This window comes from Paraburkholderia sp. BR14320 (assembly GCF_040948665.1).
GTDB classification, from domain to species: Bacteria; Pseudomonadota; Gammaproteobacteria; order Burkholderiales; family Burkholderiaceae; genus Paraburkholderia; species Paraburkholderia youngii.
On the sequence record NZ_JBFPKG010000072.1, the window covers coordinates 1 to 25,693 of the forward strand.

Genomic DNA, 25,693 nt, shown 5'->3' on the forward strand with positions numbered 1-25,693 from the left:
CAAATCAGCACTTGCGAGAGGAGGTAAAAACAAGGATTCTTGATACCCGTTCGAGCCCCGAATCAGGCGCCTGTCGCTGGCGCCATTACGCCGAAAACACCCGGCTCCTTTACGGCGAAAGGCAACACCTGGCACCGGGAAGTCACACGTTGCCAAAGCCGTCGCATACCAGGCAATCCTCCAGGGTCACAAGGTGCAGTATCTCGAAACTGACGACTTCTTTAACCGCTACGCGCTCAGCGCACCCGAACAGCGGCAGACGCGGCTGCGCGCGATACTCGACGCGGACCTGCTCGTGCTGGACGACCTGTTCCTGGCGCGCTCGATTCCTGACGAGGCCGGCGCGCTATTGCAGACGCTGGTCCATCAGCGCTACAAACTGCGCCGGAGCATCATCGTCACATCCAATCGCGTGGTACAAGATTGGGGCGCGTACCTGGGCGACAACACAATGAGCACCACGATCCTGGATCGCCTCATGCATCACTGCCACCAGCTCGAGTTCAACGGCCGCAGCTACCGGCTCAAGGAAGCCGCTGAGGCCCTTGCGCAGAAAACGAAAGAGGACTAAAACTCGACCTCGTCCTGCTTCACCCGGTGGGGGATTTTACGCGACCACAACTGGGGGAGTTTCAACTGACCGTCCGGGTCCCTGAGATTCGGCCCTCAAGAGGTGTCTTGTGAGACGTCATCTCCGGAAATCGAAAAAGCCTCGCCATGGTCAATGCAAGAATACCTTGACGCATCGCACACTTTGCCCTCTTGTCGATTTGAGTTTGCGGGACTTACCTTTATCATCCGCCGTGTCGAATCAGTTCATGGCCTCAGCTCGCGCTGGAACTGGCAACAAGTTGGCGACGAGTTCTCAGGGGCTCCTCTGAAAGGGAGCGGTCTGTCGAATTGGAGGGAAGTTGCGTGTATTGGGGAAAGGAACAGATCGCGCACGAAACGATCGTCGTAAGTCTAATGGTTCGATCAAACCGTTTGGTGATTTGAATGCATTTTCATGAGCTAACCAATGAGGAATGGGAGCGACCAAGATGCCGCGCGAATACGTTTGAGCATCGACCGCTTAAGCGAGATGGACCGATGGAACCCGGATCGTCTCTTACCCGGCGGTTGCGCTTGGCCGCGTTGCAGCGCTTTATCGAAGTGAATGGGTCCCTAGATTACAAACTCAATTCTGTGGTCATCCGGCAGACAGTCAATCACAGCAAGCGCGTCGCGGCACTCGCGGGTAGGATGACGAGCAAGATGAGCGGGATGGGCTGGAACACGGACACCGCCTGCGAAATTTTGGCGAAGCGCCTGTCAGTTGCTGCGCTTTTTCACGACATAGGCAAAGCCGCTGTATCGGCACGAATCCTTGGCAAACCGAGTGCGCTTGACAAAGCGGAATACTCAGCGGCGAAGGCTCACGCGGCACTAGGTGCGAAGCTGATTGACCAGGTAGCTTCCGGCTTTCCGCAATCCGATTTGGCTGGTCTCCTCAGGGAGGTGGCCCTGTGTCATCACGAAAGATGGGACGGAACTGGCTATCCTAGCGGCCTTCGAGGCGAATCGATTCCGATGGCAGCGCGTCTCGTCTCAGTCGCTGATGCCTACGACGCCATCCGGTATGCGCGAGTCTACAAGCGCGCTATCCCCAGAAGTCAGGCGATACGGGCGATTGTTGATGGTGCAGGCTCGCAGTTCGACCCTCGTATGGTGCACCTCTTCCTTTCGGTCGTTTCTGCCGTTCGTCAGAAATAGATGGATCTAGAAGAGGAGGGAGGGGGCCACGGAACCGAAGCGCACCCTTCCCGATTCACTCGAACTCGCCAAGGGCAACTGATCCTTCACCAAATGAGTTCCTCTCCTCTCGCATGCCAAGTGTAGAACGATGCATGACCTGAACCCCTGCTTCTCGCTCAGCTCTTTGACTGGCACACCGGCATCGGCTTCCTTCAGAAAACCGATGAGTTGTCCTTCCGTAAAGCGCTTCTTCATGTTCGTCTTCTTCTCCGAAACGAACTTTACTAGGTTCCGGTTAGCTCTACTCGTTGGGAGCAGGTCACTGGGGGACGAATCATGCGGGGCCTAGCAGGCCAAAGCCACAAATATCGAGGTGGGAAGATAGTAACGGGGATCACGGCCCGGATAGAAGCGCGAGGTCAGGGATCTCAACTATTGCTAGCGAGTGTTTCGCCGAAGCTCGTCTGCACTAAATCTACCGTCCAGCACAATCTTTCCTTGCCGCCAGTCCGGCGCGTTCCGGACGTCATTCCAGTCGATCCAGCCATCAGCCTGTCTGAGTACATTTCGCGCTGTTTGGTCGTCCATGCTTCCTATCTCAGCGTAGAAGGTTGATGAGCCGAACACGGCGTATTATAGGATGATGCGTACTTCAGCGAACTTGATCGCCGATTTGGAATCGTGACCGACTCGGCGGGTCTGGCATTGCGCGATGTCGATTGTAGGTTTTTCCGCAGTTGAGATCGAGTTCGGGCTCCAGGACGTTGGGGTTTTGGGGATGTTTTCTAAGTGGTCCACCTGTGCGTGATCCAGTGATGACGCCACATGAGACGGTAAAGCATCGCGTCGGCAATGGTTTCGTCGCCACTCTACTCACGGATAGTCCCCAAAGAACGTTGCGCACGTCGTCAGGGCACGCTTCGACATTGAAACAATGCTGGTGCCCCAGCGCAGGGGATCCTCTCCATCTCAAATGCGCGACGCCGCCATTTGCGCAACCGAGTTCCGATATGTCCGCCTTCAGGAAGCTTCCTTGCATGTCTTTAGCCCCCCCGGAAAGTCAAAACTTGACACATATCCGCGCGACCGCACGGTCGAGGGCCGCGAGATGTAGGGCATCAAGCGACGTTTGTTGGGCGACGCGTCCCACTGCTGTTGCAACCTGTGTCTGGCAATCTGTATTGCTGCGAAGAGGCGCCACGCCCTTCAAATTCAGCATGATATTGGCCTGCAGCTTATCCAGAATGGGTCGAACAACGCCCGGCAAGCTCTGGCGAGGCGTTGCGGGAGCATTGCCCTGACGCATCCAGTTGCTGAGCAGCTCGTACTGAATTTCTTTGTTAGCTTCAATTTGGTCCGAGAAAATGTTTGTCACATCCTCCGTGGTTAGTCCGTACTCAGACGCCATCGCCACCGCATTTGCAATGACTTGCGCTTCTCGCTGAGGGTCATAGACGGCTTGGCCCGTGTCCCACTTGTTCAGAGCGACCTGGTCCGCGGTGTTGAGGCGATCTGCCATGCTGCGCACGAGCGGCACGAACGCATCCTGCTGTGCCCCGGCAGAGCAGCCTGTCACGAGCCATACGGCTAGTGCGAGTGTCACGGCATTCCGAGTGCAAACACGCCTCATGTTCTTCTTCAGTTTCAAAACTACTACTCCCTATTGGTTCATTCTCGCCTGCGGCGAAGCGCTCCGATACGACGTCCATCGCTACAGTCGCTCTGCAGTTCGCACTTCATTGGACCTCAAATCCGGATAGTTAGGACATGGTCTGAGCCAAGACATTGGTCAACGCTAATTTTCGACGCCCACTCGACAAGAATTTTCCATTTTCCAGAGCGCCGGAGAATTTAACGTAATCATCAAAACTCTCACGGTCCAGACAGTTGTCAACATGATCAGCAAGCAAAACCTCAGATTCCGCGCCCCCCATTCTCGAACTTAAGCCGGCAAGCTCCGGGAGTTTGTCGTCCGACGTCCTTGAGCTTACATGCTTCGCCGAGCGCCCCCAGTTTGCATCCGTTTTCAGTGGAGCCGACAATCGTCAGAAATCTTCCGATATCCCAACACGTTCAATCAAGGTCAGCTTGACCGCTTGTCGCGGAGCTCCTTCGTATAGACCGCTTTTGAAATTCGATTCATCCATACCTCCGCTTCTCGGTATTACGAAACGTTGGCTCACATTCTTTTCGACCGGGCCTCATTGCGCCCGCAAGTCGGTGTTGTGGACGAAATCGCGGATCTTGCTGAACGCAAAAGCGAGGCGAGAGAAATCGTACGCTTACGATTGCTCAGGTCAGGGCCGCCGAACGACCTCGAACCTACAACGCCAAGCGGCCCGCTCAGTGCATTCATAGTAGTCGAGATCGTAAGGTCCGGATTTCCGGCGCCATAAACCTACATCGACCCTTAGACCAGGTACCGGCGGCCTAGGGTCGAACCGTAGATCCAAATGGCCGCCTTGGGCAAGTTCGTAGGAGCACCGGACTAACGGCGATCGCACAGAACCGTCATTATCAAGTTGCGGCGGGAAAAACATGGCAGAAGTAAATTCCTTGATATTACCGTCGCCCGGCCCTCTCGAAGTACCAATCCATTCACCCTCGTTATCATTGGTTGTTGCCGTGTACACACCCCGCGCAATCTTGATGTCGGCAGGCATCGGGCAGCTTTCGTACGTTTCAGCAGCAGCGCAATACGATGCGCCGAGCGCAAGGGCAACAACAAGTAAACTTCTCATCATCGGTTTCGTTTCTCCACTTTGCAAAACGGTAAGTTCAAGCATCTGATCCTCTGGCTGAGCACTCAACACATTCTATTATGCCAACTATAGGTGGCAGCCAATTTCGCCTTTTGATGACCTATAGTCCACGATGACCATAAAAACCAAAATCATGTTTATACATTAATGACGCGGATGATGAAAAGTAAAAGTAACTTATGCCTGATAAAATATCGTTGATAGTATGTCGAGCCCATGTTTCTCGTAGCAACAAGGAGGCGGCGATAACGCATTCAGCGGACACGAGGAAATGACGAAGATGATCCGACGCACACTAAATGGCATTCAGCGCGAAACAGGCCACCCGCAATAGTCTGCGGACAGTATGAACACTTACCAGGGCGGCGGGATCGCGACAGGTGCATGAACCAGGACCGTGCTGGCACGCGGCACTTGCCCGTCGGTGAACGGCAACAGTCTGTTGGCAGGAATGCGAAGAAATGAAAATGGCATCAAAAAGTAACCGGAAGTCGTGGGCTCTTTGCCCGCGTCGTGCCCGAGACCACCTCTCGACCTGGCAGCACGGTCCCCAGCGACGATCGTGCGTTGGTATCAATATACTTGATGCTTTTTTTCTTGCAGTTGCTCAGACAATTTCGTAAGGTACGCGATTGCGGCGCCCAGTGGACGAGTCACATAATTTACGGCATGTTAACAAAGGAATGTATATGGAAAAGATGAAGAGAGTGCTTTTTGGTGGCCTTCTGTCCGCGGTTCTAATGGGTGTGGTGGCGCAGGCCTTTGCGGTCGCAGCGAGCGATGTATGCATATACACAAACCAGAAAGACCCTACCGAGAGTTATCCCTACTACTGTGGGACCGGCCCGATAGATGGTCCGAGGAGTCAGGCGACGGAGTAATGTGGCCGGTCTTTGGGCTTGGCACAATGTCGGCCGAGAACCTAGGCGATGACAAAAGGAACTCGCGCAATCATCAGCGGCGTAGTATCAAACGTAGCATTGGCCGATGTCCGAGGGGAAGGTGCACTGGTGGAACTGGCTTCCCATTCCGCTGTTTGTCTTGGCCAGATCACTGATTGCGGGCAAGGAACCCGCGGCGGAAGTGTTCCGCACGCCCGCCGCAATTGTGAAGTGCTTCTATCGAAATTAGGGAGCGGTTGACCCATTTCATGCGCCCGGTTTTTCGCCTTCTAGAGGCCCCCGAGTTAGTCCGTTAGCCGCGCAGGCCAGTCCTGCATGAGCTGAGTTGGTGAAAGCCACGCCGTGAATGACGACGACTGGCGGTTATAGAACATATCAAGGTATTTGAACAAGTCGGCCATGGCTTCGCGATGCGTGCGATACTGGATCAGACGGAATTGGCGAAGGCCAACAGGTTAAGCAGTGATTTGATTCAGATAAAAGCGTCGTGTGAACGCGACAGGCGATTGGTAGTCAGCAGCGCCTGCGGGCGTTGCCGGTTGTAGAGGATTTCGATGTATTCGGTGATCGCCAAACGTGCCTGCTCGCACGTGGCAAAACATTAATGCTAGACCAGTTCATTCTTCGGCGTTGCCCGACGGATTCGATCGGGGCGTTGTTGTAGCGGTTGCCACGGCGGCTCAGCAACGCGTGTATGTCAAGGTGGCCGATGAGTGTTTGATAGGCGAGCGGCGCTGGTGCCATCCTCGATCGCTATGGTGAACCAGGCCGGCGGGTCACGACAGCGCGAAACAGTGTCGACATGACCAAATTTGTCGTCATCCGTTCCCTTACCGCCTAGCCGACAATTTCACCACTGTACAGTTCCTTCAGGCCGGCAAATACAGTCATGCCCCCGCCCCCGCTTCTCGGTATGACGAAACGTTGGCTGTAAGCGCCCGGCCATCCCGTCTTGAGTAGCGTTGAAGGTCTTGGGAGCATCGTGTGCACTTAGAAGGTGTTATGAACTTTCGGCCAGACCTGGTACCCTGGCGGAATGAAAAAGCGCAGACCTTACCCAACGGATGTATCGGATGAAGAGTGGTACTTTGCCGCTCCGTACCTGACATTGATGAACCAGGAGGCGCCTCAGCGTCGCTACGAATTGCGCGAGATGTTCAACGCCTTGCGCTGGATTGTCCGCGCGGGCGCACCGTGGCGTCTGCTGCCCAATGACTTCCCGCCGTGGGAGGCGGTCTACGAGCAGACGCAGCGCTGGATTCAGGCAAGCTGTTTCGAGGCCATGGTCAATGATCTGCGTTCGATTATCCGGGTGGCGCAGGATCGCCGGGGGCAGCCCAGTGCAGTCATCCTGGATGGCCGCACGCTGCAGTCGACGTGCGAGAGCGGTCCACGCGCGGATTACGACGGGTACAAGCGCAAGAAAGGCAGCAAGGTGCACATGGCGGTGGATACATTGGGACAACTGCTTGCGGTGCATGTGACGCCGGCCAACGAACAGGAGCGTGCACAGGTCGGAGAACTGGCGAGGCAGGTCCAGCAGGTCACGGGGCACACCGTGAGAATCGCGTTCGCTGACCAGGGCTACACCGGCGAAGAGCCTGCACAGGCCGCGCGCGATGAAGGCATCGAGCTTCACGTAGTCAGGTTGCCGGAGGCAAAAAAAGGCTTTGTACTGTTGCCGCGTCGTTGGGTGGTGGAGCGCACTTTCGGCTGGCTCAACCGCTTCCGGCGACTGGCCAGAGACTACGAGCGATTGCCCGAAACCTTGGCTGGTCTGCATTTCGTCGTGTTCTCCGTCCTTATGCTCGTCCACTTTGCAGCCCTTAACAAAAGTGCATAACACCTTCTAAATAGGTGGACAGTAAGCGTCATTCCGTGGCCGCATGGACAGAGCTGAAGCCGGTGTCCAAAGTGAGGTCCGTTACTTCAAGTGATGGGGACTACTTTGGACACACGGAATGCGCGATCATCGAACCGCAAGGGCCGACCGAATTACACACCAGAGTCGTCGACGGCGCGATTGGCAGTACCCTGCAGATCGGCTCGACCCCGTAGACGTGCCGTTGATCATCGATGAACATGATCATCACTTCGGTCGGCGGTCGAGCTCCGCCTGTGCGAAATACGCCGACGCCTTGCGCAGGATTTCATTAACCTGGCGCAGCTCACGGTTCTCCCTCTCCAGCTCCTTGAGCCGATCCTGCTCCTGCGTGCTTGTGCCCGGGCGCAAACCCCGATTCCGCTCTTCCTTGCGCACCCAGCTGCGCAGTGTCTCGCCCGAGCAGCCAAACTTCGCCGCGATCGACGCGATGACTTTCCATTGCGAGTCGTGATCGCCTTGATGTTCCAGAACCATTCGCACAGCCCGCTCACGAACTTCAGGCGAGTACCTTGGGCACTTCTTCTTCGTGTTTTCCATAGCTCCATTTTCTCAAGAAGTGGAGCCTCCGGAAATCCCGGGGCGGTTCAGTTCAGCGATTGCGAAAGCGCTGGATTACAGCCTTAAACGCTGGGAAGCGCTGACGCGCTATCTCGACGACGGACATGTGCCCATAGACAACAACTGGGTCGAAAACCAAATACGTCCGTGGGCTATCGGCAGGGCCAACTGGCTGTTCGCCGGCTCACTCCGAGCGGGCCAACGCGCTGCCGCCATCATGAGCCTGTTGCGCTCAGCACAACTCAATGGGCACGAACCGCACGCCTATCTGAAGGACGTCCTCACGCGATTGCCGACCCACAGGGCCAGCGACGTCGCAACATTGCTGCCTCATCGCTGGCAGCCGACAGTTGCGGTCGCTTAGCTCAATTCGTCAAGACGGGTTTGCTGGCCCCTTACCGTTGGCTTCCACTTTTTCCGACCGATCTCGGAACGGCGAATTCCGGATCTACGGCGCGCAAGGATTCCGGACCTTCGGTTCAGCACGCCGAGCGAGCGCAGGCGTTACGTGTGTGACTTTAACGGCTATTCTCGATCGCCCACTTGTCAGGAAGTCGCACCTTGATCATGGTGCCGGCTCCCGGCGAGCTGATAACGTCGATCGCACCGCCCAGCATCAGAACACGCTCTTCCATCCCTGCCAGTCCGAATGACCTCTTTCTCGTTGCAAAAACATCGAATCCGCAACCGTCGTCGTGCACTTCGAGAAGGCAAGCATCGGGGGTTCGCTCTAATGCGATGATTACTCTTCTGGCCGCAGCGTGTCGGGTGACATTAGTCAGTGCCTCTTGAACGATGCGAAACAGCACGATAGCGCGATCCTCGCTTACGGCGATATTCTCGTCCTGCAAGTTGAGATGACAGACCGTCCGGCCGTTGCGGTTGAAATCGGCCACGAGCCACTCGAGCGCTGCTGCAATACCGGAATCAAGCGCTGCGGGGCGCAGCGACGCGATAACGCCTCTGACCACCTGCATCGTTACATCCACAAGTGAAACGAGCGCCTGCGTATGCTCGACCAGATCCGGGTGATCCGCGCCAAGCCTCATGCGCAATATCGACGCCCTCAGGCGAAGCGCGGTAAGGTGTTGCCCGAGTTCGTCGTGCATTTCCCGCGCAATGTGCTTGCGTTCATCCTCGCGAGCCGTCTCGCGATGTGAGGCAAGTTCACGCAGCATCTCGTAGGACTCACGCAAGCGGTGCTCAGCTTCCTTGCGCTCCGTGAGATCAACTACAAAAGCAACGCCTTCCTTCCCGCTACAGTCGAAAGCAGCGCGGCCGACCATGACCGGTATACGACTGCCATCCTTCCGCATGTATTCTTTTTCCTCGGGTTGAACGTCACCGTCGTTTCTGATTTGGGCCAAAGCCCGTTCGCTGCTTTCCTGCCAGTCAGTTGGCGTGAGATCCCTCCAGCGGAGGCATCCTGACGCAAGATCCTCTCGCTCATATCCCACCATGCGAAGAAAAGCGTCGTTGGCTTCGAGAATGTCGCCGGCGGCATTCCAGACGATGATGCCAATGATATTGGCGTCGACGAGGCGGCGAATCCTGGCCTCCCGTTCCTGCAGGTCGCGGTACAGGCGGGTGTTCTCCAGCGCAGTCGCCGCCTGCGACGCGAGCAGCCGCAGCAGTGCAATCCGGGTCGATCTGAAGGCGCGGGTGATCAGATTGTTTTCGAGGTACAGGGCCCCGATCAGCTTCGCTTGATTCATTAATGGCAGGCATAAGACGGAACGAGTCAGATACTGCCGGATATGAGGATCTGTCGCGAACCTGGGATCGGCCGCAGCATCATCGAGAATGACACTTTCGCCTGTGCGCAATACATCGTAGAGAACAGGCTCGGGAATCATGGTCGCGCTCACGGGTGCATCACGCAATTGGACGCATGCCTTGTCGCTGTCCGTCCATGCTTCCGCTGCGAGCCGCTGTTCTCCTGTATGCGAAAGTATCAGTAATCCACGCTCGGCTCCCGCCTGCTCGATAGCGGTACGCATGATCGTCTCAATCAGTCTGTCGAGGAAAACCTCTCCGGAAACAGCCTGCGACACCCTTATGACGGTAGCAAGGTCAAGGTGTTCGAGAGGCGCCCCGATAGTGCTGCCTGAGTCAGGCGCTCGCTCGTCGGCCCTGAGACCTGGGTACAGTTCGTCGAGTTGACGCACCTTGCCTTCTGCCCCCCAGCGTCGATAAGCCCGTCGTGCGTCCTGCAAATAGACACGGGCAATCTTCTCATACCCCCGCGCCGCGTAGAACGCGGATGCGAGTTCATTGGCAAGCGCTTCATTGTGTATGAGGTCGTTTGCGCGCGCAAGATGAATGGCCGCTTCGTAGAGTCGCATCGCCTCGAGATCACGGCCTTCCAGGCGCGCCATCTCGGCGCTTACCAGTGAAACCCGATTGCCGAAATTCGCCGGACAGTTGTTCGCCCAGATCTCCAATTGCCGACAATGCGCGGCGATGCTGTGGAGGTGCTCCTGTCGCTCCTCGGCCGGCACCCGGTCGAAATGCGCGGCCCTTGTGAGAGCGGCGTAAAAATGGTACTCGCATTCCTCCAGGTGCGGCGACGAGCTCCAAAGTTGCTCTTGCGCGATCGATGCCGCGTTCATGGCGGCCACATAGTCGCCTGAAAAGAATCGTCCCTGCAGTTTCCGGATCCAGTACCAGCACGCGGCCGTCGCGAGCGCGGGGTTGCCGGACAGGTGCTCCTCTGTACGAAGCTCGTTGAATTCGTCATAGTCGAAGTGGCCGAATTTCAGTGTGACGCCGCGGAGCATCCGGATCAATGCGAGTTGCGTGGTGAGGTTATCGACGACCAGGCCGAAACGTGCCTTCCTGGAAAACGCGAGGCCCTGTTCAGTTTCGAGTTCGACATCGCTTAGAGGGTCACCGCCGAAAAGTCGGTCCGAAACGATATGGCAGCAGGTATAGGCGCCAGACGGAAGGTCCCCGGTCCGGCCCGCTGCTTCGAACGCACGGCGCAGCACTTCGCTGCTGAAGCGCACGTGTTTCGTCCAGCGCACAACATACAGCGCGTAGCAAAGATAGGTGACTGCCTCGAAGCGTTTGAGTCCGCGTCGCTCGACCAGATCGAAGCCGAGCTGACCGAACTGGACTCCAGCGTGGTAATCGCCAAAGCGTGGCCCAGCGATCCGCGGGAACATGACATACGCGAAGCACGAGGCGTCGCAGTTCCCGCACTCCAGACTCAAGCTGATCACTTTGCATATAGCGAGAGAAGCCAGATTCGCGTCAAAAAACCAGGCTGGTCTCAGGAGCTTGCTAAGCACGTCAGTAATTGCGAGCGACGCTGGGTCCGACATCAACGGCATATCGATGAGTGCCTCGATAGCCCGGCCCGCAAGCCGCAACCGTATGTTTTCGTACTCCCCCCGTACGTTGCTTTCATGTGGGTGTGCCGGCCAGTCGATGCCGAGTTGACGGAGGTGATCGAGGCACACCTCGACCGCCAGATCGCTTCGATCGAGAGTCAGGTAAACATCCATTCGCAGACACGCGACGCTCGCCTGATCGACCGTGTTCGTCGCGCGGTTTGACAGCATCGCCAGCCGCTCTTCGGCATCGGTTAGCCGCCCGGTGAGGAACTCGCATTCTGCCAGGTTCAACTGGAGCGGAAAGACCAGTTCGTGCCTACGTCCCCAGCAATCGTCCTGGAGGAGTTGAGCGCCGGCAGTGAGATAGGTGAGCGCCGACGCATAGGCTGTCGACGCCTTGGCTCTCTTGCCGGCGATCAGGTTAAAGGCAGCCAGTTGTTGGCGTTCCTGCCTGGATCTCACCAGCGCCGCGCCTCGGTTAAGCTGACTGACGATATCGAAGATCGCCTCTTCCCGTTTGCTAGCGGGAGTTTGCGCCGCGAGTAACCGTCCAATACGCAGATGCGTGTGAGCACGTAACTCTTTGGGAATCAGCGAATAGGCGGCTTCCTGCACCCGGTCGTGCACGAACCCGTAGGCGTCTTCTAGTTGCTCCACCAACTCCTGCGCGAGTGCCGGCTTCAGCAGCGCCCGAATTTCCTGCTCCGAGACGCCCAGAACTTTAGGCAGCATCATATAGGAGGCGGTGTTGCCGAGACAGGCAAGCTGTTGCACGGCGCGTTGCGTTGACGCCGGTAGGCGCACTAGCTTTACCACCATTAGGTCGACTACATTGTCGGTGTACTCTTTCCGGTGGATGCGGGGCAGGTCCCAGCTCCAACAGGCCGTGTCATGGGCAAAGCTCAGCAGATCGCTATCGGCAAGCTCGCGCAAAAACTGGATGACGAAAAACGGATTGCCCGCCGTCTTCTCATGCACGAGGTGCGCAAGCGGTGCCGCACGTCCCGGCTCACAGTGAAGCGCTTCGACAATCAGTTGCTCCACGTGTTCACAAGCAAGAGGCGCGAGAACAATTTCATCGAGCCTTGCGCCGGCAGCCCTTAACGTCTGAAGCTTGTGCAGCAGCGGATGTCCGGGAGTTACCTCATTGCTGCGATAGGCGCCGATTACCATCAGATGCTGCAGATCCGAGCGCGCAAGGAGCCCGTCGAGCAAGTCGAGCGTCGCGGCGTCGAGCCATTGCAGATCGTCAAGAAATAGTGCCAACGGATGTTCACGTCGCGCAAAGACGCCGATAAAGCGCTGGAAGACGACTTCAAAACGGCGGCGCGCCTGATTTGGCTCGAGCTCTGGGACGGGCGGGGGATCGCCGATGATCAGCCTGAGCGCAGGGATCAGATCGGTCACGAGTCGCGCGTTAGGACCGAGTGCCCCGATCAACGTCTCGCGCCAGGTTGCGAGTTCCGCGTCAGGCTCGCCGAGTAGCGGCCTGATCAGGCCCTGAAAAGCTTGAACGAGCGTCGCATAGGGTATGTCGCGCTTGTATTGGTCGAACTTGCCCGACGCGAACAGCCCGCGCGATGGTACGAGTGCCTTATGCAGTTCATGGACGATTGCGGATTTGCCGATACCCGAATACCCGGAGACGAGCACGAGTTCAGGGATGCCAGTCCTCACTACGCGATCGAACGCAGTGGTCAATGCATCCACCTCCCTCTGCCTCCCGTAGAGTTTCTCAGGGATCAGGAGGCGGTCGGTCATGTCGTATTCGCCCAGCACAAAGGGATCGATGTGGCGTTGACGCTGCCATTCGGTCAGGCAATGCCTCAGATCCCGCTCGACGCCAGCCGCCGTCTGATACCGTTCCTCGGGCGTCTTGGCGAGCAGCTTCATGACAAGCTCTGAGACGGGAAGGGGGACCGTGTCTACCCGTGCTATCGGAGGCACCGGCTTACGCGCAACATGGCAATGTACCCATTCCATCGGATCCGCAGCAGTGAACGGTAGGGACCCCGTGAGCATTTGATAAAGCGTAACTCCGAACGCGTAGAGGTCGCTGCGAGAGTCGATCGAGCGGTTCGTCCGCCCAGTCTGTTCGGGCGCCATGAAGGGTAGGGTGCCGGCAATCGTTTCGGGTGGCTGTGGAAATTGCCGCTCGCGCGGCAGTCGTGAAGCGATCCCAAATCCTGTGAGCCGCGGCCGGCTGTCCGTGCAGTCAACTAGCACATGAGCAGGCTTGAAATCCTTGTGAACGAACCCACTCCGGTGGAGCTTCTCAAGCGCCCCGGCAATTCCGACGGCGAGGCACAAAACACGTTCCACCCCGAGAGGCGCGCCCACCAGTCGCTCAAGTGGTTCGCCGCCCGGATCCTCGAAAACCAGTGCCATCCGTTCATCTTCGCGTACCAGCCTTATCGGGTGCACCGCCCACGTACCATTCAGTTGTTCTTTCAGCGCGAATTCGTGAGCAAGGCGCTCGAGAAGGGCAATCGAGGGATGTTCCTCGGTGGTCCGGAGAGTCAGGACGCTATCGCTGCCGCTCGGGGACCGGACGCGACAGAAAGTGCGCTCTGCATCCTCCCAAAGGATGTGGACACTGAAGCCTGTGTCAGAGCCATGTGGATCGTTCATCTGCCGTCATTCACTAGTCAAGTTCAGCCCCCGATCGTATCAAAGGACGCAGCCCAATTCGTCTGTCTAAAGTGCCTACGGCTCCGCGTTAGAACCATAGGGTAATTGCCGCACAAGAGCGCCGCGACGCCCGCAATGGCCACTTGCATCGCACCTTTGTATGGTTTATGGAAATCCTAGCAAAAGTATCTGAACCACTGGCTGTCCGGGCAAGGGTTCTAACATATGATGAAACCGCCGAGAAGGCTCAGTGAGGTCTTGACTACACCGGGAACGTCTGGGTTTTGCCAATGGAAAACCGGCGTTCACCGCAAGCGTGTAGCCCGTCGGAGGTCCAGTTCCAGGGAGCTTTGATGGCTGCAGCAACAGAGCGAACGGTCGCGATGCGCCCGCTGGACAATTCCATACCATTTTGAACGTCGTGGTGGATAGCAAGCTGAAACCGCTAACGTTCCGCGCAACGGCCGGAACTGACGGCGCGGCAGATTCGCCGGCTTGTTGTGCGGCTCGGAATTTGGGCCGTGGACTGGTTTCCGGACACAAATCTCGCGCAGCGAGACGCTGTCGAGATGCCTTGTTCCGATCGTGCTCACGATTATCCGCGGTTGATACGCCGATTTTGGGCCGGCCCCTAGCGTTGGAGAAGCCACGGGTATCTCAGAGTCCGCAGGGCGACGAAAGGGGTCATATCGAATGACGAGCGAAGGCCTGTGGATCCTGCGTCGACTGCATCCGCCGACGGTCTACCAGTCACGCACACGATAGGAGCGCGTGGGCGAGTTCATCCAGATTGATGGCGGGATCACCGCTAGCTCGAGGACCGCGGTCCAGCGTGCACGCCGTTGGTGTGTATGTCGATGACGCAATCAGTCCCGTCATGCACCTGCAATTCACTCAGGCGGAATCGACGTTCCACCAATTTAAGGCGACGCGCGTTCTTATCGAGCGCTGCGGCAAACCTGGCGCTGTCAGGTTGGTGCCCATCTGCACTCCCTGTGTGAACAGTAGCAATGCTTACTATATGATTGTTTTGATTGCTCCCGGAACGTACAGCCGTACCATGTGCCGATGCGCTGTTTGACTATGGCGAAATAACAGGCCGCGTTCCTCCGTGTCTGCAGCACCAAGCGCTGACGAAAGGGGCTTAGCGATTGTGTGCGACGCGTATCTCGAAAGGGAACATCTGACGTTCGCGGTTACGGGTCGGCAGATTACGCGTGCAGCCGTTTTGATAAAAATATGCTTAGCCCTAGGGAGTCTAGGAATTCCCACTTGCCGCGGGATAGCTGCGCGATTGGTCGGCGACGCTTTGCTCCAGCACGCCGGGTTTGCGTGTCCTGCTCATCGAGCAGTTTCCCCACCACTTACGTCTCGTCGCGCGGCGTCACAAACACCACTTCTAAATGCCTAGTGCTGCGAGGTTTCTACCGAACCGCCCTAGCACACCGAGCCAATCGATAGCCGGACTTGGCATGCCAGCAACGAATCGTTGGTTCCGTACCTGAGTACGCCGCCTCGCTCCGAACGAGAAGTGTCCGTCAACAGCGTAGCTGATCATAACAGCAGGGAACCGCTGGCCGTGGTAAAGCGATTTCGTCGCGTTCATTCTCTCCTTCCAACGAGCGCCTCATCGGCAGCGTGATGGCGCATTTTCGGGCAACGGATAGCCATCATGCCAATGCCCGCGCGGCCAAGCGGGGCGGCTAGGGGCATCGATATCGCCGAGCTCGTACTGGAAGCGCTCCAAGGTCGCGGCGATCGCTGCATCAATCTCATCTTCCGATCGACCGCGGTAGCGAAACCGGCCGAGGATCTTGTCGTAGCCGCCCTTGCCGTCGAAGACATGATTTGCCTTCGGCGTAATGGCCGCATACAGCGGTGCGATACCGTCCGGGACAACGGCTCGCAAGAGGCGGCTGCCGGTCGCCTCGGGGAGCAGCAGAAACCCTCCTAGCTCGGTGGAGCGGGCCGCTGCACCCACGCCTGCCTCGGATGCGAGCGGCGTCCCGTAGTTGAGCTGCTGACGGACCCACAGGCTGAAGATGTCAATGCCGAAGAGATCGCGGAACAGGAACGGAATTTCGCCGCCGCCTACGCGCGCGCCAATCTCAAGGAAATACAGGCCGTCGGAGCCACGGATCACTTCGAGATGAAAGGCGCCGTCCACCAGCGATAGAGCGCGGAGACTCGTTTGCGCGAACGCGAGTAGTTCGTCGTTCGACGGTCCAGGCTGCAACATTATCGACCCGAGCGGTTTGCCATTGGCGAAGTCAAGACATGAGTTAAGGTAGCGCGACGCCCGGATCAGCAACGGCTTGCCGCTCGAGACGATACCGTCAACGTGATAGATCGGCCCTTCGATGAACTCCTCACATTCGTACGAAGTGCCCGTAAGTCGGGGCAGGAGCGCACCGAACTGTTCCACCGAATCGACCCGGTGGACACCGATGCTTGCCGCGCCGGTTCGCGGCTTGACGATAAGCGGATGCCGCAATCCGGCGACAGTGGCGAGCGCGTCCTCCCGATCGTTCAATTCGACGAACTGCGGCACGCGCAGACCGGCCGCACTGACGACGCGCTTCATCGCCGTCTTGTCGCGAAAGCGTGCTGCGGTGGCGGGCCGGTCGCCCGGGACGTCGAAAGTTTCCCGCAGCTGTGCCGCGGCGAGCAAGTCGAATTCGGACAGCGCGATCAGTCGGTCGACGCCGTTCAGCCTAGTACGGCATGCGTCGAACGCCACGCGCAGCCTGTGTATATCGTTGAAGTCCGGGAGGATCTCGATGTGCGAGATGCGCGTCGCTTCGAGAGCTTTCGCGCCTTCCGGTGTGCACAGATAGGCAACGTCGTGCGCGTCGTGATCGATGTATCGGTGATAGGCGGCAAAATCGTCGGACCAGCGATTCATTACGACACTTCGGGTACGGCGGGGGAAGGGGGCATACGTCATCGCGACTCGTCCTTTAATGGACCTTGAATGTCAAACCCATTTCGAGCGCGCATTGCGCGCCGTTCAGTCGGCGTTCGAGCGTGGGGCGATCGGGCGCTGTAAATGGCACGTGGCCGACCCGGCCACGGAAGTCGGTCGGCGGCGATACCCAGTCGCCGGCGCGCGGATAGATTTCCGCTTCTTGGAAGCCAGGCTGCGCACGCACTTCGTCAAGCCCGCTGACACCGACGAACGGCCCGGCTGCCTCGGGTGCGAGAAACCGGACGCCGCTTACCCGGGTGCCCCGCCCGTGGCAGTATCCCGGGGCCGGGTCCCATTCCCCGAGATAGCTACGGAGCATGACTTCCGGTAGCGAGATTGACTTAGCTAGCTCAACGAGCCGGTAGATCCGGTCGCCGCCGAGCCGCGCGGCGATTTCGATCAGCGTCGGACCGTCGCGCGTCATGCGCACTTCCGCATGAAACACGCCCAGCGTCAGGCCGATCTCTCTCGCCACCGTTTCGACATACGCGCTCAGCCGAGCTCGGTCGCGGTCGTCGAGCGTAGCGTCGACCACATGTCCCATTTCGACGAAGTAGGGCTCGGGCCCGAGGATCTTTTCGGTAATGGCAAGCATGCGCGGACCGAGCGGACCGACGTAGCCTTCCACGCTATACTCAGGTCCGTCGAGATACTGTTCAAGCATCATCGCTTGACCAACTTCGCGGCCCATGTCCGGAACAGATCGATGCGCAACGCTGTCTATCGTCGCGTGCAACTGCGCGAGCGAATCGACGCGGCGCACCAGTAGGCTGCCGCAACCATCGACCGGCTTCACGACGGCCGGAAATCCGACGTGCGCCGCCGCGCGGGCGACGTCGCCACGCTTTGCGATCGGCGCGAAACGCGGTACAGCGAGCCCGGCCATGCTGAGTCGTTGACGGCTACGGTATTTGTCACGTGTGAGCGCGGCCGCTTCGGGCGGTAGATGCGGCAACCCCAATTGCGCGGCCGCCTGCGCGACGACGTCGACCGCGTACTCAAAGCCGGGAACGAGCGCGTCGATGCCCCCGACTGTCCGCACTGCTGCAGCGACGTCATCAGCCGAGCCAGTATCGACACTCGTCAGCGACGCCACGGTCCGTAGGTGCGTTGGCGGCACGATGTGGGTATCTGCGCAAAACACGTGTACCGGGTGCCCGAGCCGCTGCGCTGCAGCGATCAGCGCGGTGCCCGATGAGACAGGCTCCACTACTACAATAGCCACGATGCGCTCCTCATGCAACGACCACGTCCGACTGGCGCCCGGTTTCTGCCTTTAGTTCGTCGAAGTAATCGCCGACCAGGCCGATGAAGTTGCGAAGATGCATTTCGGCCTTGTCGATGCCACCCCATCCTTCGATCGCGCGCTGGACGGCGCCCCACATCAGATCGTCGTGGTCGTGCGATTCGTCGTATTGGATATGGCCAAGCGAACCCTTAACGGTGTGGTGCCCGAAGGCTCGACCCGCAGCCTCGGTGATCGTCTTATTGTAGCGGCCCGAATACCATTCGACGAACCAGTTCCACGCCATCGTCGGCAATGGGCCATCGCGTTCGATGCTGAGATACAGATAATTGATCAGCTTCCTAGTCGAGTGGAGCGGCTCAATGGTGTCAATCTGTTCGGCCGTGAGACCGAATTTTTCGATGTCGCGCAGAAAGAGCCCTTCGTGGCCGTATTCCTCGGCGAGGTATTGCGCGAGGATCTGCGCGAGTTGATTGTCCTTGAAGCCGATCTTGTAGAGCGCGAATGCATCGACTTCATTATTCAGGCGGATGCGCAGCACTGTCTCGACGAGATGCCGCCGATAGTATTCGCGGTCGATCCATTCGCCACGGTGAAACGCGGCGGTGTCGGGCGAGGCGGAAAAGAGCGCCTGCATTTCACAGTCTGCAACCAGTTCAAAACGGGCACGATCTTGGTGGGCCATTTTCAGTCTCCAGTAAAACACATGAAGGGAAACAGCATCGCAAGCGCGACACATACAACGACGAAGCGAACCATCCGCAGTTAGTGTCTCGGCAACGTTCGAAGACGCGGAAGAAAATGCAGTGCGAGACGACGATCCACCTGCCGGCAACGCCGGCCTATGCTTGGCGGCAGCAGGCTATGCTGGCGCTGCGAGCAACGTGCCGATGCTTTGCAAGACCGTCATAGGCTGACCGAGGACGACAAAACCGATTGCGGCAGCAATGGCGGGTTCGATGCTCATCAGAATGCCGAACGCGGACGCCGTCATGCGCCGCAGCGCGAACATCTCGAGGACGTAGGGCAGGAGCGGCACGAGTACCGCGAGATACGCGGCGTCAATCAATTGCGCGGCGGGCAGATGGCCACCGCTTTGCGCAAGACCAAACGGCGTGGTGACCAGGGCCGCGACGATCAGCGACATTGAGAGCCCCTCCAATCCATCGAACAGCGTGCCGACTCGTTTCATCATCACGATGTACGTTGCCCATCCGAGCGCAGCCCCAACAGGAAAGACCAGGGCGGTTAACGAGGTGGCCCACATGCCGTCCTGCCGCGCAATTAGGACGACGCCGACCATCGCCACCATGGGCCACACTAGCATCCGGAATCTGCGGATGCCGGCCGTCGCGACGATGAGGGGACCAATGAAGCTGATGGCGACTGCGAGACCAAGGGGCACGCGCTGCACGGCTTCGAAGTAGCACAGTGTCATGCCAGCCATGGCGCTACCGAGGACGAAAGCGGCGATCCAGCGCTGTCGGGAGTAGGTATGGAGCGGCGGTCGCACCACGATCGCGAGCATCAAGCCCGCGAAACAAAGACGCAGCCAAGTCGTGCTGAGCGTACCGTATTGGATTGTCACGGGTCGCGACAATGCAGCACCAAGCTGCACGCTGTACATCGACGCGATAGCCATGGCAGGCGCGAGCACGCTGGCAACAGGTTGTGAAGACGGCTCGGAATCAGGGGCGTTAGCATCAAACGCATCGCCTTTAACTGGCTCAACCCTAGTGTCGATACGATTTGCTTGGACGACATCTAAATCTTCGCTCATACTCGGCTCCGCGGTGACGTCAAGAGAATCCTAACAGCGCATATCCGCTTTGTATAAGCCGTTAATTTTTTTGAGCGCATCAATCATATTGATGATTCGCGATGGCTTTGTTCAAGAGGGCCGCTTGCGCGGCGGCCGTGGGTCGGGTAGAAGGAGTCCGGTGATCTATCCGACGAGCGAGCTTTCATGCCTTACAAGGCAAGACTGAAAACGGGCGAACCGCGCAAACGAGCGAAGCCGGGCTATGCGGTAACAAACGCGCACGAGTACAACGAAAGCCTGAAGCGGCGCGGGCAACTCAGCCTGTATTGTCCCGACGGCGACCTGAAGGCGCTGTTCATCAACGACACGCCCTACCAGAAGGGCGTGTCGGGCCAGTCCCAGACTTACAGCGATGCGTACCTCGAACTGATCTTCATCTTCTACCGGCTGTTAGGCTGGGGCATGCGGCAGATCACCGGCCACATGCACGAATTCTGGGCGCTGCGCGGACTCGACATCGGGGTACCGAGTTTCGGGCTTCTGAGCGAGCGGTTCCGCACGCTCGAGGTTCAGGTCAAACAACGCTGCGCTCGCGTGGCCGAACGCCTGCGCAACGGCGAAGCCATCAGCCTGATCGTCGACAGCAGCGGCATGAAGTTTGGCCGGGCCAGCGAATGGCATCGGCAAAAGTACGGGCGCGACGCGAGCCAGACGCCGTGGCGCAAGATGCATCTGTCGATCGACCCGGAGATGAATGTCCACCAGATCGCGATCACCGGGGACAACGTCTCCGACGAGGCGGGCCTGAATGCGATGCTGGCAGTCGACGCGAACGTCGACTGCGTGATCGCCGACGGCGCGACTACAGTATTGCGCAGACCGAGGCGTGGTCAGCCTGCGGCGTGCTGCCGGTGATTCCCCCACCGGCCAATGCGGTCGCTCACAATCAGCCGGCGACGCGCTGGCACGACCATCTCGTTCGGTACATCAAGGACAAGGGCATCCATGCGTTCCGCAACAAATACGGGTACGGCCAGCGCGCGCTGGTCGAGGCGCAGATCTCGCGAATCAAGCGTTGCATCGGCGCGCGGATACTGACGCGCAAAACCGAATCGCAGCAGCGCGAGGGCGTGATTATCGCGAACCTCGTGAATCTGTGGAACAGTTTCGGCAAGGCTGTTTGCGTCAAAAATGCCTAGTTGCGTCTGCAACCAACTGCGGCTCTGCCCTGCTGAACAAAGCCCTCCACCGGATAGATGTCCCCCTCCGGCAAAAGCCCCAGACGAAGCAGTTGCGCGAGGTGGGCTGCATCGGTGAAGTCACCACTGTATTTCAGGCCGTCATACTGCCGGATCGCTGCAGGGTTGGCCAGATGCACCCGGTAGCCGTCGCTCATCAACTCATCCACAAGCCAGTACCAGTTGAACGTTGCTTCAATGACCACTCCCACGAGATCTGCACGGTGGGCTGCCAGTGCTGCTCGAATCTGGACGGGATCGTTCAGTAACCTCCGCTGGTAGAGAAGACGGTCAGTTTCGTCGCTGACCACAACCACGCTGTTATTCGAGTGCAGGTCGATTCCGCTAAACTTGTCCATGCCGGCCTCCTGGGTTCTGTCGCGCCAAGGTGCCGGGTTAAAATTTGCGTTCGATCCTGAATGACGAACAGCATGGGCCAGACGAAGAAGACACCACGCGCGACGTTGCCTCCGGGCATCGGCAAAGTTCTCAAGCGACTGCACTATCCGTTGGACGTGATCCTGCTGTGCGTACGCTGGTATGTGGCTTACTCGTTGAGCCTGCGAAATCTCGAGGAGATGATGGCAGAGCGAGGCATCGAGGTCGACCATTCGAGCGTGCACCGCTGGGTTATCAAGCTCGTACCGCTGTTTGAGAAGGCGTTTCGCCGCCACAAGCGCCCGGTGGGCAAGAGCTGGAGGATGGACGAGACGTACGTCAAGGTCAGAGGCCAATGGAAGTATTTGTACCGCGCTGTCGACAAGCAGGGCAACACAGTCGATTTCCTGCTGCGTGCCCATCGAGACAAGGCCGCTGCGCGCCGCTACTTTGAGAAGGCGACTGACCAGAACGGCGAGCCCGAGACGATTACCGTGGACAAGAGCGGTGCGAATCTGGCTGCGCTCGAGGCTCTCAACGCCGGGCGCGACACGCCGATCAAGATCCGCCAGAACAAGTATCTGAACAACATCATCGAGCAGGACCACCGAGCGATCAAACGCATCATCAAACCGATGATGGGATTCAAGGACTTTCGCTGTGCCCGCATCATTCTGTCTGGCATCGAAGTGATGCATATGATCCGCAAGGGACAGATGCAAGACGATCGCGTCGCCCGAACGGTTGCCGGGCAGTTCTACTTGCTGGCTATGTAAGCAATCCTATGTACATTCACTCATTTGATCTGCCATCGTTGTCGCGACAGAACCCATCGTAGTGCGAGCGGGTGTTCCAATTGCAACAGTCGCACATCTGCGGGCAGTAGTACTTGAGGTAGCTCATGATCGTGAAAAAAGTCGACAAGCTCGTGGGGTAGAAGTCTGCACAGTGAATGCGGACCGTCGCCGCGGGAAGCAACGGAAGGCGACTGAGGAAGTGAACCGTTTCGATTCCCCTTAGGGGAATCTGGATGTGTGATTCGCTCAGTGCAAGAACAAGCTAGAGCGTCAGGGGTGCTGGTACGCCAAGGAGAAACTTATCGTCCCGTTCACGGCCCGATGCTAGGGGCGGTGCTCCGGAAGCAAACCGTATACGGTGCGCGCCATCACATGCTTGGGTTACGTATCATTGCCAGCCCCACTGCCGTCGTCTCGCCCCTTTTCGCTGCGCGTACTGGGCTAGAACGGTGGTCAACAGCGGCTGCATTTAGGCCTGGCTCCTAGGATGTTCGGTGCGGTGTAGCCGGTCGACCGTTCTCGTCGTCTGCCATCACCAAGTAGATGAGTACGAGGAGGAATGTCACGAAAAAGTAAAAAGCGGTTTGGAGACCGTACCATTGCTTTGACATCCACATACCAAACCATTCGCCACCGATCATCATGAAAATCACTTGCCACGTCAGAAAACCCAGCGTAATTCCCGAAATGGCCCACCCTCGGGCCGATAGGAACGTTGCATCGCCATCATGGGGTGCACGCATCAACTTTAGCCCGCCCAATCAGCACAGGGCAGCCGTCAGTATCTGCATCGCAATAATGGTCATCTAGCCTGCATGATGGACCTGCGTCCGGCGGATTGACCGATAGAGGATTCCGTTTTCCGGAAAAGTCTTATCCATTAAAAACACATGACGTACGGAGGCGAAGTTGTGGCGTAATCGGTAATGTTGTCGATGCCCACGACCGAGGTAAGCAGGTCCATTGCGAGTACCATAGCGGCTTTGGAAAGGCGGACTGAGTCAGACAGACTTCCTATTGTTCTGATTGCACTGCCTCGCGTTAAGGGCGGTTCGGGCAATCCAGAAAATTGTTCACGCCAGTCTTCTCATTACAGCGCTCACAAAGATGGCGGGGCGACAGAAGGAGGGCGCACGGATTCATTCTCCGGCCCCCAAGGGTTCTCATTTCTGGCATTCGCAGTTGTGAGGCGAATAATAGTCCCAGCCCCCAAAACGACATTCAGTCAGTAATTCGATAAGTTCGTGGAGAGTTGGCGGACGGACGTGCTTTCATGCCCCCGCTAGAGCCTCTTTAGTTCGTCGACTAGCTCATCGACTGTGCGTCGATAAGTTGATGGTGACTTTTCTTTCATGCGTTTGATCGCCTCTACAATTTGCTGGACGGTTGAGGGACTATTATTTTTGAGCTCTTGAATTCCGTCTCTCATCGAGACGAAGCTCTCATAGTCATCGCGACTGGCAGGGGAAAGAGCGCTTCTTTTATGAGGATCAGTGGAATAGAATTCATCGGCCATGGGTGTCAAGACAGCAAGTATTTCTCCGAGCTGATGGCCGTATGAGTATCGCTTTATAATAGCGCGTTCCTTTGCAGGATCTCTCGCGCCCGTAATGTTCAGATTGAATAGTCCGATTTGACCTACCGCCTCGCCCCATGCAGATATCCACTGTGAAACGTCACCGGAAAATGGCAATTGGTTCTGGGTCAAAAGTCTGCGGCCCCATTCGGTCCAATCGGACGCGATCTCGGCTGGCGAGATTGGACGCGGTGGTTCTATTTTCAGTTCCTTGTTCATTTCCGACTCCTTTCGCGACTTCCATGAAATAGTGCCCATGTATGCAATCAGCTCAATCGCGATCAAAAGATGTGTCTGTAGCTTGATGTGACATCGATGGCGTATGCTTTCGGTCCCGGTTTTCTTCGACGATTTCGATCTTCACAGTGTGGCATCGTTCAACTCTACAAAGCTATTTAACTGCTGGCTACCAAAGGCGTCAAGTACAAGTGTTCAATCTCGAAGGCGCGTGAGCTTGGATGCCGTCCACGGATGTCTAACCGTCATTACCGCTCAACTGAGCACTGCGCATAGTCGCCCGGAGATGTGGGCCCCAAGTGCAGTGTAGTCCATTGGAGATATGCTTGCGCTAAGACAAATCAGCTCGCGCAACCTTCGATACGAGTCGATGCCCGTGATGTTTTGGACTGAATTTATCAGCACTGGCTACAAAATATCATGTCCTTTGGCATGGGAATTCTTTTTGCACGGTCGAAACATAGCTTGTAAAAAACTACTGTTTTGTGGACACAGCCCAGCCTACAGCGGCCAACATGACGATGCCTTTGATGTCGCTCGGACTCAAGGAGTTAGAGCGCAAGGGGAATTCGGTCGAAGCCGCGGTGCCCAAGGCACCTTCGCTTCAGATCCACTTAGGGATATCTGCGGTAGTTTTACGCTGCTTCAATGTATTTTTCACTATCGGCCTGCCGTCCATCGCAGGGCGGCAATGGCCATTTTGTTGCATCTAAGACGGGCGGATGTCGGGAGCGCGACAAAGCGACGGCGGAAATCGTTGGGGACGGGGACTGGGCGTCTCTTTCTCATGGCGTGCAAATTGCTCGAATGTGGCGCGGCACCTCGCCATAAGGAAGTCCGCTATGCTCACAAAACGCGACCGGCCCTCGGACGCTTGACGCCAGTGTTTGTCGAAGCGATCCCGCAGATCCGCGGCTAACGGAGGCGGCTGCTGTCCAAGCCGCGCATTGCCCGCCAATCGCAATATTGCTTTGTTACTGACTGCTCGTCTCCGTTTTCGCAACAACAATTAACCATGTCGCGTGACCGCGGTGACGTATCGTGGAAACTGGTCAATTGCTGCACTGCAGGAACTTTCGAATGTTGCTGAGAATATCCGCAGCACATTTGATTGAAGACAACGAGCGGCTAGGGAGTCGGCGAGATACTCGCAAGCATGAAGCGCGTTTGGCACGCCTGCTTGCGAGTTGGTATACCTCACCCATGCAGGGCGGCAGTCGCTCAACTGCACGCCCGCAACGATCTATCCAATTGGACATGCACAGATGGGCCAAGTTACTCGTTATATGCTGCTGACCGGCGCCAGCCGCGGTATCGGTCATGCCACAGTTAAGCTTTTTCAGGAGAACAACTGGGAGGTGTTCACTGTCTCCCGGCGGCCGTTCTCGGACAGTTGCAAGTGGCCTGCTGCGCGCGAAGCGCGCATACAGGCAGACCTCGTGGACCTAGATAGTATCGACCGAATCGCTTTGGAAGTCAGGCGACGGCTACCTAATGGACAGTTACACGCGCTCGTCAACAACGCTGGCGTCTCTCCTAAAGGCGAGGACAGATAGAGGTGGCGCCGGAATTTCGGACAAGGTCGGTAAGTGGAACGGTCGGGGCCTGAGCTGGTCATAGGGACCAGCAAAAGGAACCCAAAGATGGCAAAAAGAAGCGGCCGGTCGCATAGCCCGGCATT

General features: G+C 57.6%; 14 protein-coding genes, 6 pseudogenes and 1 other annotated feature. Of the genes and pseudogenes, 8 read left to right on the plus strand and 12 right to left on the minus strand.

Features of this window, described 5'->3' with window-relative positions:
* Positions 1–127: 127 nt before the first annotated feature.
* Together AB3X89_RS35860 and AB3X89_RS35865 are read left to right on the plus strand one after the other, a co-directional pair.
* Positions 128–571 (plus strand): annotated as a pseudogene (locus AB3X89_RS35860) (ATP-binding protein); the annotation flags it as partial.
* Positions 572–1,125: 554 nt separating this feature from the next.
* Entirely contained in the window at positions 1,126–1,752 is a 627-nt protein-coding gene (locus AB3X89_RS35865) for an HD-GYP domain-containing protein (RefSeq protein ID WP_368587455.1), read from the plus strand.
* A gap of 1,042 nt (positions 1,753–2,794) precedes the next feature.
* On the opposite strand, the gene AB3X89_RS35870 is transcribed toward AB3X89_RS35865, so the two are convergent.
* From AB3X89_RS35870 to AB3X89_RS35880, 3 genes and pseudogenes are all read right to left on the minus strand, one after another.
* Positions 2,795–3,364 (minus strand): chorismate mutase, encoded by a 570-nt coding sequence (locus AB3X89_RS35870; RefSeq protein WP_368587465.1) that lies wholly within the window; start codon positions 3,362–3,364, stop codon positions 2,795–2,797.
* A gap of 667 nt (positions 3,365–4,031) precedes the next feature.
* On the minus strand, positions 4,032–4,520 hold the full coding sequence (locus tag AB3X89_RS35875; RefSeq protein WP_368587456.1) for a DUF3757 domain-containing protein: 489 nt from the start codon (positions 4,518–4,520) through the stop codon (positions 4,032–4,034).
* Positions 4,521–5,853: 1,333 nt separating this feature from the next.
* Positions 5,854–6,277, minus strand: a pseudogene (locus AB3X89_RS35880) (IS3 family transposase); the annotation flags it as partial.
* Between the two features lie 157 nt (positions 6,278–6,434).
* Between AB3X89_RS35880 and AB3X89_RS35885 the strand changes: the two are divergent.
* Positions 6,435–7,241, plus strand: coding sequence for an IS5 family transposase (locus tag AB3X89_RS35885; protein WP_368587457.1), 807 nt, complete (start codon positions 6,435–6,437; stop codon positions 7,239–7,241).
* 166 nt (positions 7,242–7,407) lie between these two features.
* Here the strand turns inward: AB3X89_RS35885 and AB3X89_RS35890 are convergent.
* Positions 7,408–7,820: pseudogene (locus tag AB3X89_RS35890) on the minus strand (transposase); the annotation flags it as partial.
* Positions 7,414–7,530 (minus strand) — a sequence feature (AL1L pseudoknot). Its footprint overlaps the pseudogene before it by 117 nt.
* A 52-nt stretch (positions 7,821–7,872) precedes the next feature.
* On the opposite strand from AB3X89_RS35890, the pseudogene AB3X89_RS35895 reads away from it, so the two are divergent.
* Positions 7,873–8,205 (plus strand): annotated as a pseudogene (locus AB3X89_RS35895) (transposase); the annotation flags it as partial.
* Between the two features lie 154 nt (positions 8,206–8,359).
* Here the strand turns inward: AB3X89_RS35895 and AB3X89_RS35900 are convergent.
* The 5 genes from AB3X89_RS35900 to AB3X89_RS35920 all read right to left on the minus strand — a co-directional run bounded on the left by AB3X89_RS35900 (position 8,360) and on the right by AB3X89_RS35920 (position 19,804).
* Entirely contained in the window at positions 8,360–13,810 is a 5,451-nt protein-coding gene (locus AB3X89_RS35900; RefSeq protein WP_368587458.1) for an AAA family ATPase, read from the minus strand.
* Between the two features lie 1,627 nt (positions 13,811–15,437).
* Positions 15,438–16,757: an acetyl-CoA carboxylase biotin carboxylase subunit family protein gene (locus tag AB3X89_RS35905; RefSeq protein ID WP_368587459.1), complete on the minus strand. Its 1,320-nt coding sequence runs from the start codon at positions 16,755–16,757 to the stop codon at positions 15,438–15,440.
* A 13-nt stretch (positions 16,758–16,770) separates the two neighbouring features.
* Positions 16,771–18,003: an ATP-grasp domain-containing protein gene (locus AB3X89_RS35910; protein WP_368587460.1), complete on the minus strand. Its 1,233-nt coding sequence runs from the start codon at positions 18,001–18,003 to the stop codon at positions 16,771–16,773.
* Positions 18,004–18,013: 10 nt separating this feature from the next.
* Positions 18,014–18,709 (minus strand): iron-containing redox enzyme family protein, encoded by a 696-nt coding sequence (locus AB3X89_RS35915; RefSeq protein ID WP_026228999.1) that lies wholly within the window; start codon positions 18,707–18,709, stop codon positions 18,014–18,016.
* Positions 18,710–18,886: 177 nt separating this feature from the next.
* Entirely contained in the window at positions 18,887–19,804 is a 918-nt protein-coding gene (locus tag AB3X89_RS35920; protein WP_368587461.1) for a DMT family transporter, read from the minus strand.
* 186 nt (positions 19,805–19,990) lie between these two features.
* On the opposite strand from AB3X89_RS35920, the gene AB3X89_RS35925 reads away from it, so the two are divergent.
* Positions 19,991–20,701, plus strand: a complete 711-nt coding sequence (locus AB3X89_RS35925) for a transposase (protein ID WP_368587462.1) — start codon at positions 19,991–19,993, stop codon at positions 20,699–20,701.
* Complete coding sequence (locus AB3X89_RS35930) at positions 20,698–20,985, plus strand: transposase (RefSeq protein ID WP_368587463.1); 288 nt, start codon at positions 20,698–20,700, stop codon at positions 20,983–20,985. The genes AB3X89_RS35925 and AB3X89_RS35930 overlap by 4 nt, the downstream gene beginning before the upstream one ends.
* A 50-nt stretch (positions 20,986–21,035) precedes the next feature.
* On the opposite strand, the pseudogene AB3X89_RS35935 reads toward AB3X89_RS35930, so the two are convergent.
* Positions 21,036–21,383, minus strand: a pseudogene (locus AB3X89_RS35935) (transposase); the annotation flags it as partial.
* A 72-nt stretch (positions 21,384–21,455) separates the two neighbouring features.
* Between AB3X89_RS35935 and AB3X89_RS35940 the strand changes: the two are divergent.
* On the plus strand, positions 21,456–22,178 hold the full coding sequence (locus AB3X89_RS35940; RefSeq protein WP_368587466.1) for an IS6 family transposase: 723 nt from the start codon (positions 21,456–21,458) through the stop codon (positions 22,176–22,178).
* Between the two features lie 503 nt (positions 22,179–22,681).
* On the opposite strand, the pseudogene AB3X89_RS35945 reads toward AB3X89_RS35940, so the two are convergent.
* Positions 22,682–23,080, minus strand: a pseudogene (locus tag AB3X89_RS35945) (DUF2165 family protein).
* Positions 23,081–23,481: 401 nt separating this feature from the next.
* Positions 23,482–23,994: a hypothetical protein gene (locus AB3X89_RS35950; protein ID WP_368587464.1), complete on the minus strand. Its 513-nt coding sequence runs from the start codon at positions 23,992–23,994 to the stop codon at positions 23,482–23,484.
* A 1,304-nt stretch (positions 23,995–25,298) separates the two neighbouring features.
* On the opposite strand from AB3X89_RS35950, the gene AB3X89_RS35955 reads away from it, so the two are divergent.
* Positions 25,299–25,568: an SDR family oxidoreductase gene (locus AB3X89_RS35955; RefSeq protein WP_368587467.1), complete on the plus strand. Its 270-nt coding sequence runs from the start codon at positions 25,299–25,301 to the stop codon at positions 25,566–25,568.
* The last annotated feature ends 125 nt before the right edge of the window (positions 25,569–25,693 follow it).

Coding starts and splice junctions, on each gene's coding strand:
- AB3X89_RS35870 (WP_368587465.1), bottom strand. CDS start 3,364: ATGAGGCGTGTTTGCACTCGGAATGCCGTGACACTCGCACTAGCCGTA.
- AB3X89_RS35875 (WP_368587456.1), bottom strand. CDS start 4,520: ATGCTTGAACTTACCGTTTTGCAAAGTGGAGAAACGAAACCGATGATG.
- AB3X89_RS35885 (WP_368587457.1), top strand. CDS start 6,435: ATGAAAAAGCGCAGACCTTACCCAACGGATGTATCGGATGAAGAGTGG.
- AB3X89_RS35900 (WP_368587458.1), bottom strand. CDS start 13,810: ATGAACGATCCACATGGCTCTGACACAGGCTTCAGTGTCCACATCCTT.
- AB3X89_RS35905 (WP_368587459.1), bottom strand. CDS start 16,757: ATGACGTATGCCCCCTTCCCCCGCCGTACCCGAAGTGTCGTAATGAAT.
- AB3X89_RS35915 (WP_026228999.1), bottom strand. CDS start 18,709: ATGGCCCACCAAGATCGTGCCCGTTTTGAACTGGTTGCAGACTGTGAA.
- AB3X89_RS35920 (WP_368587461.1), bottom strand. CDS start 19,804: ATGAGCGAAGATTTAGATGTCGTCCAAGCAAATCGTATCGACACTAGG.
- AB3X89_RS35925 (WP_368587462.1), top strand. CDS start 19,991: ATGCCTTACAAGGCAAGACTGAAAACGGGCGAACCGCGCAAACGAGCG.
- AB3X89_RS35940 (WP_368587466.1), top strand. CDS start 21,456: ATGGGCCAGACGAAGAAGACACCACGCGCGACGTTGCCTCCGGGCATC.
- AB3X89_RS35950 (WP_368587464.1), bottom strand. CDS start 23,994: ATGAACAAGGAACTGAAAATAGAACCACCGCGTCCAATCTCGCCAGCC.
- AB3X89_RS35955 (WP_368587467.1), top strand. CDS start 25,299: ATGCTGCTGACCGGCGCCAGCCGCGGTATCGGTCATGCCACAGTTAAG.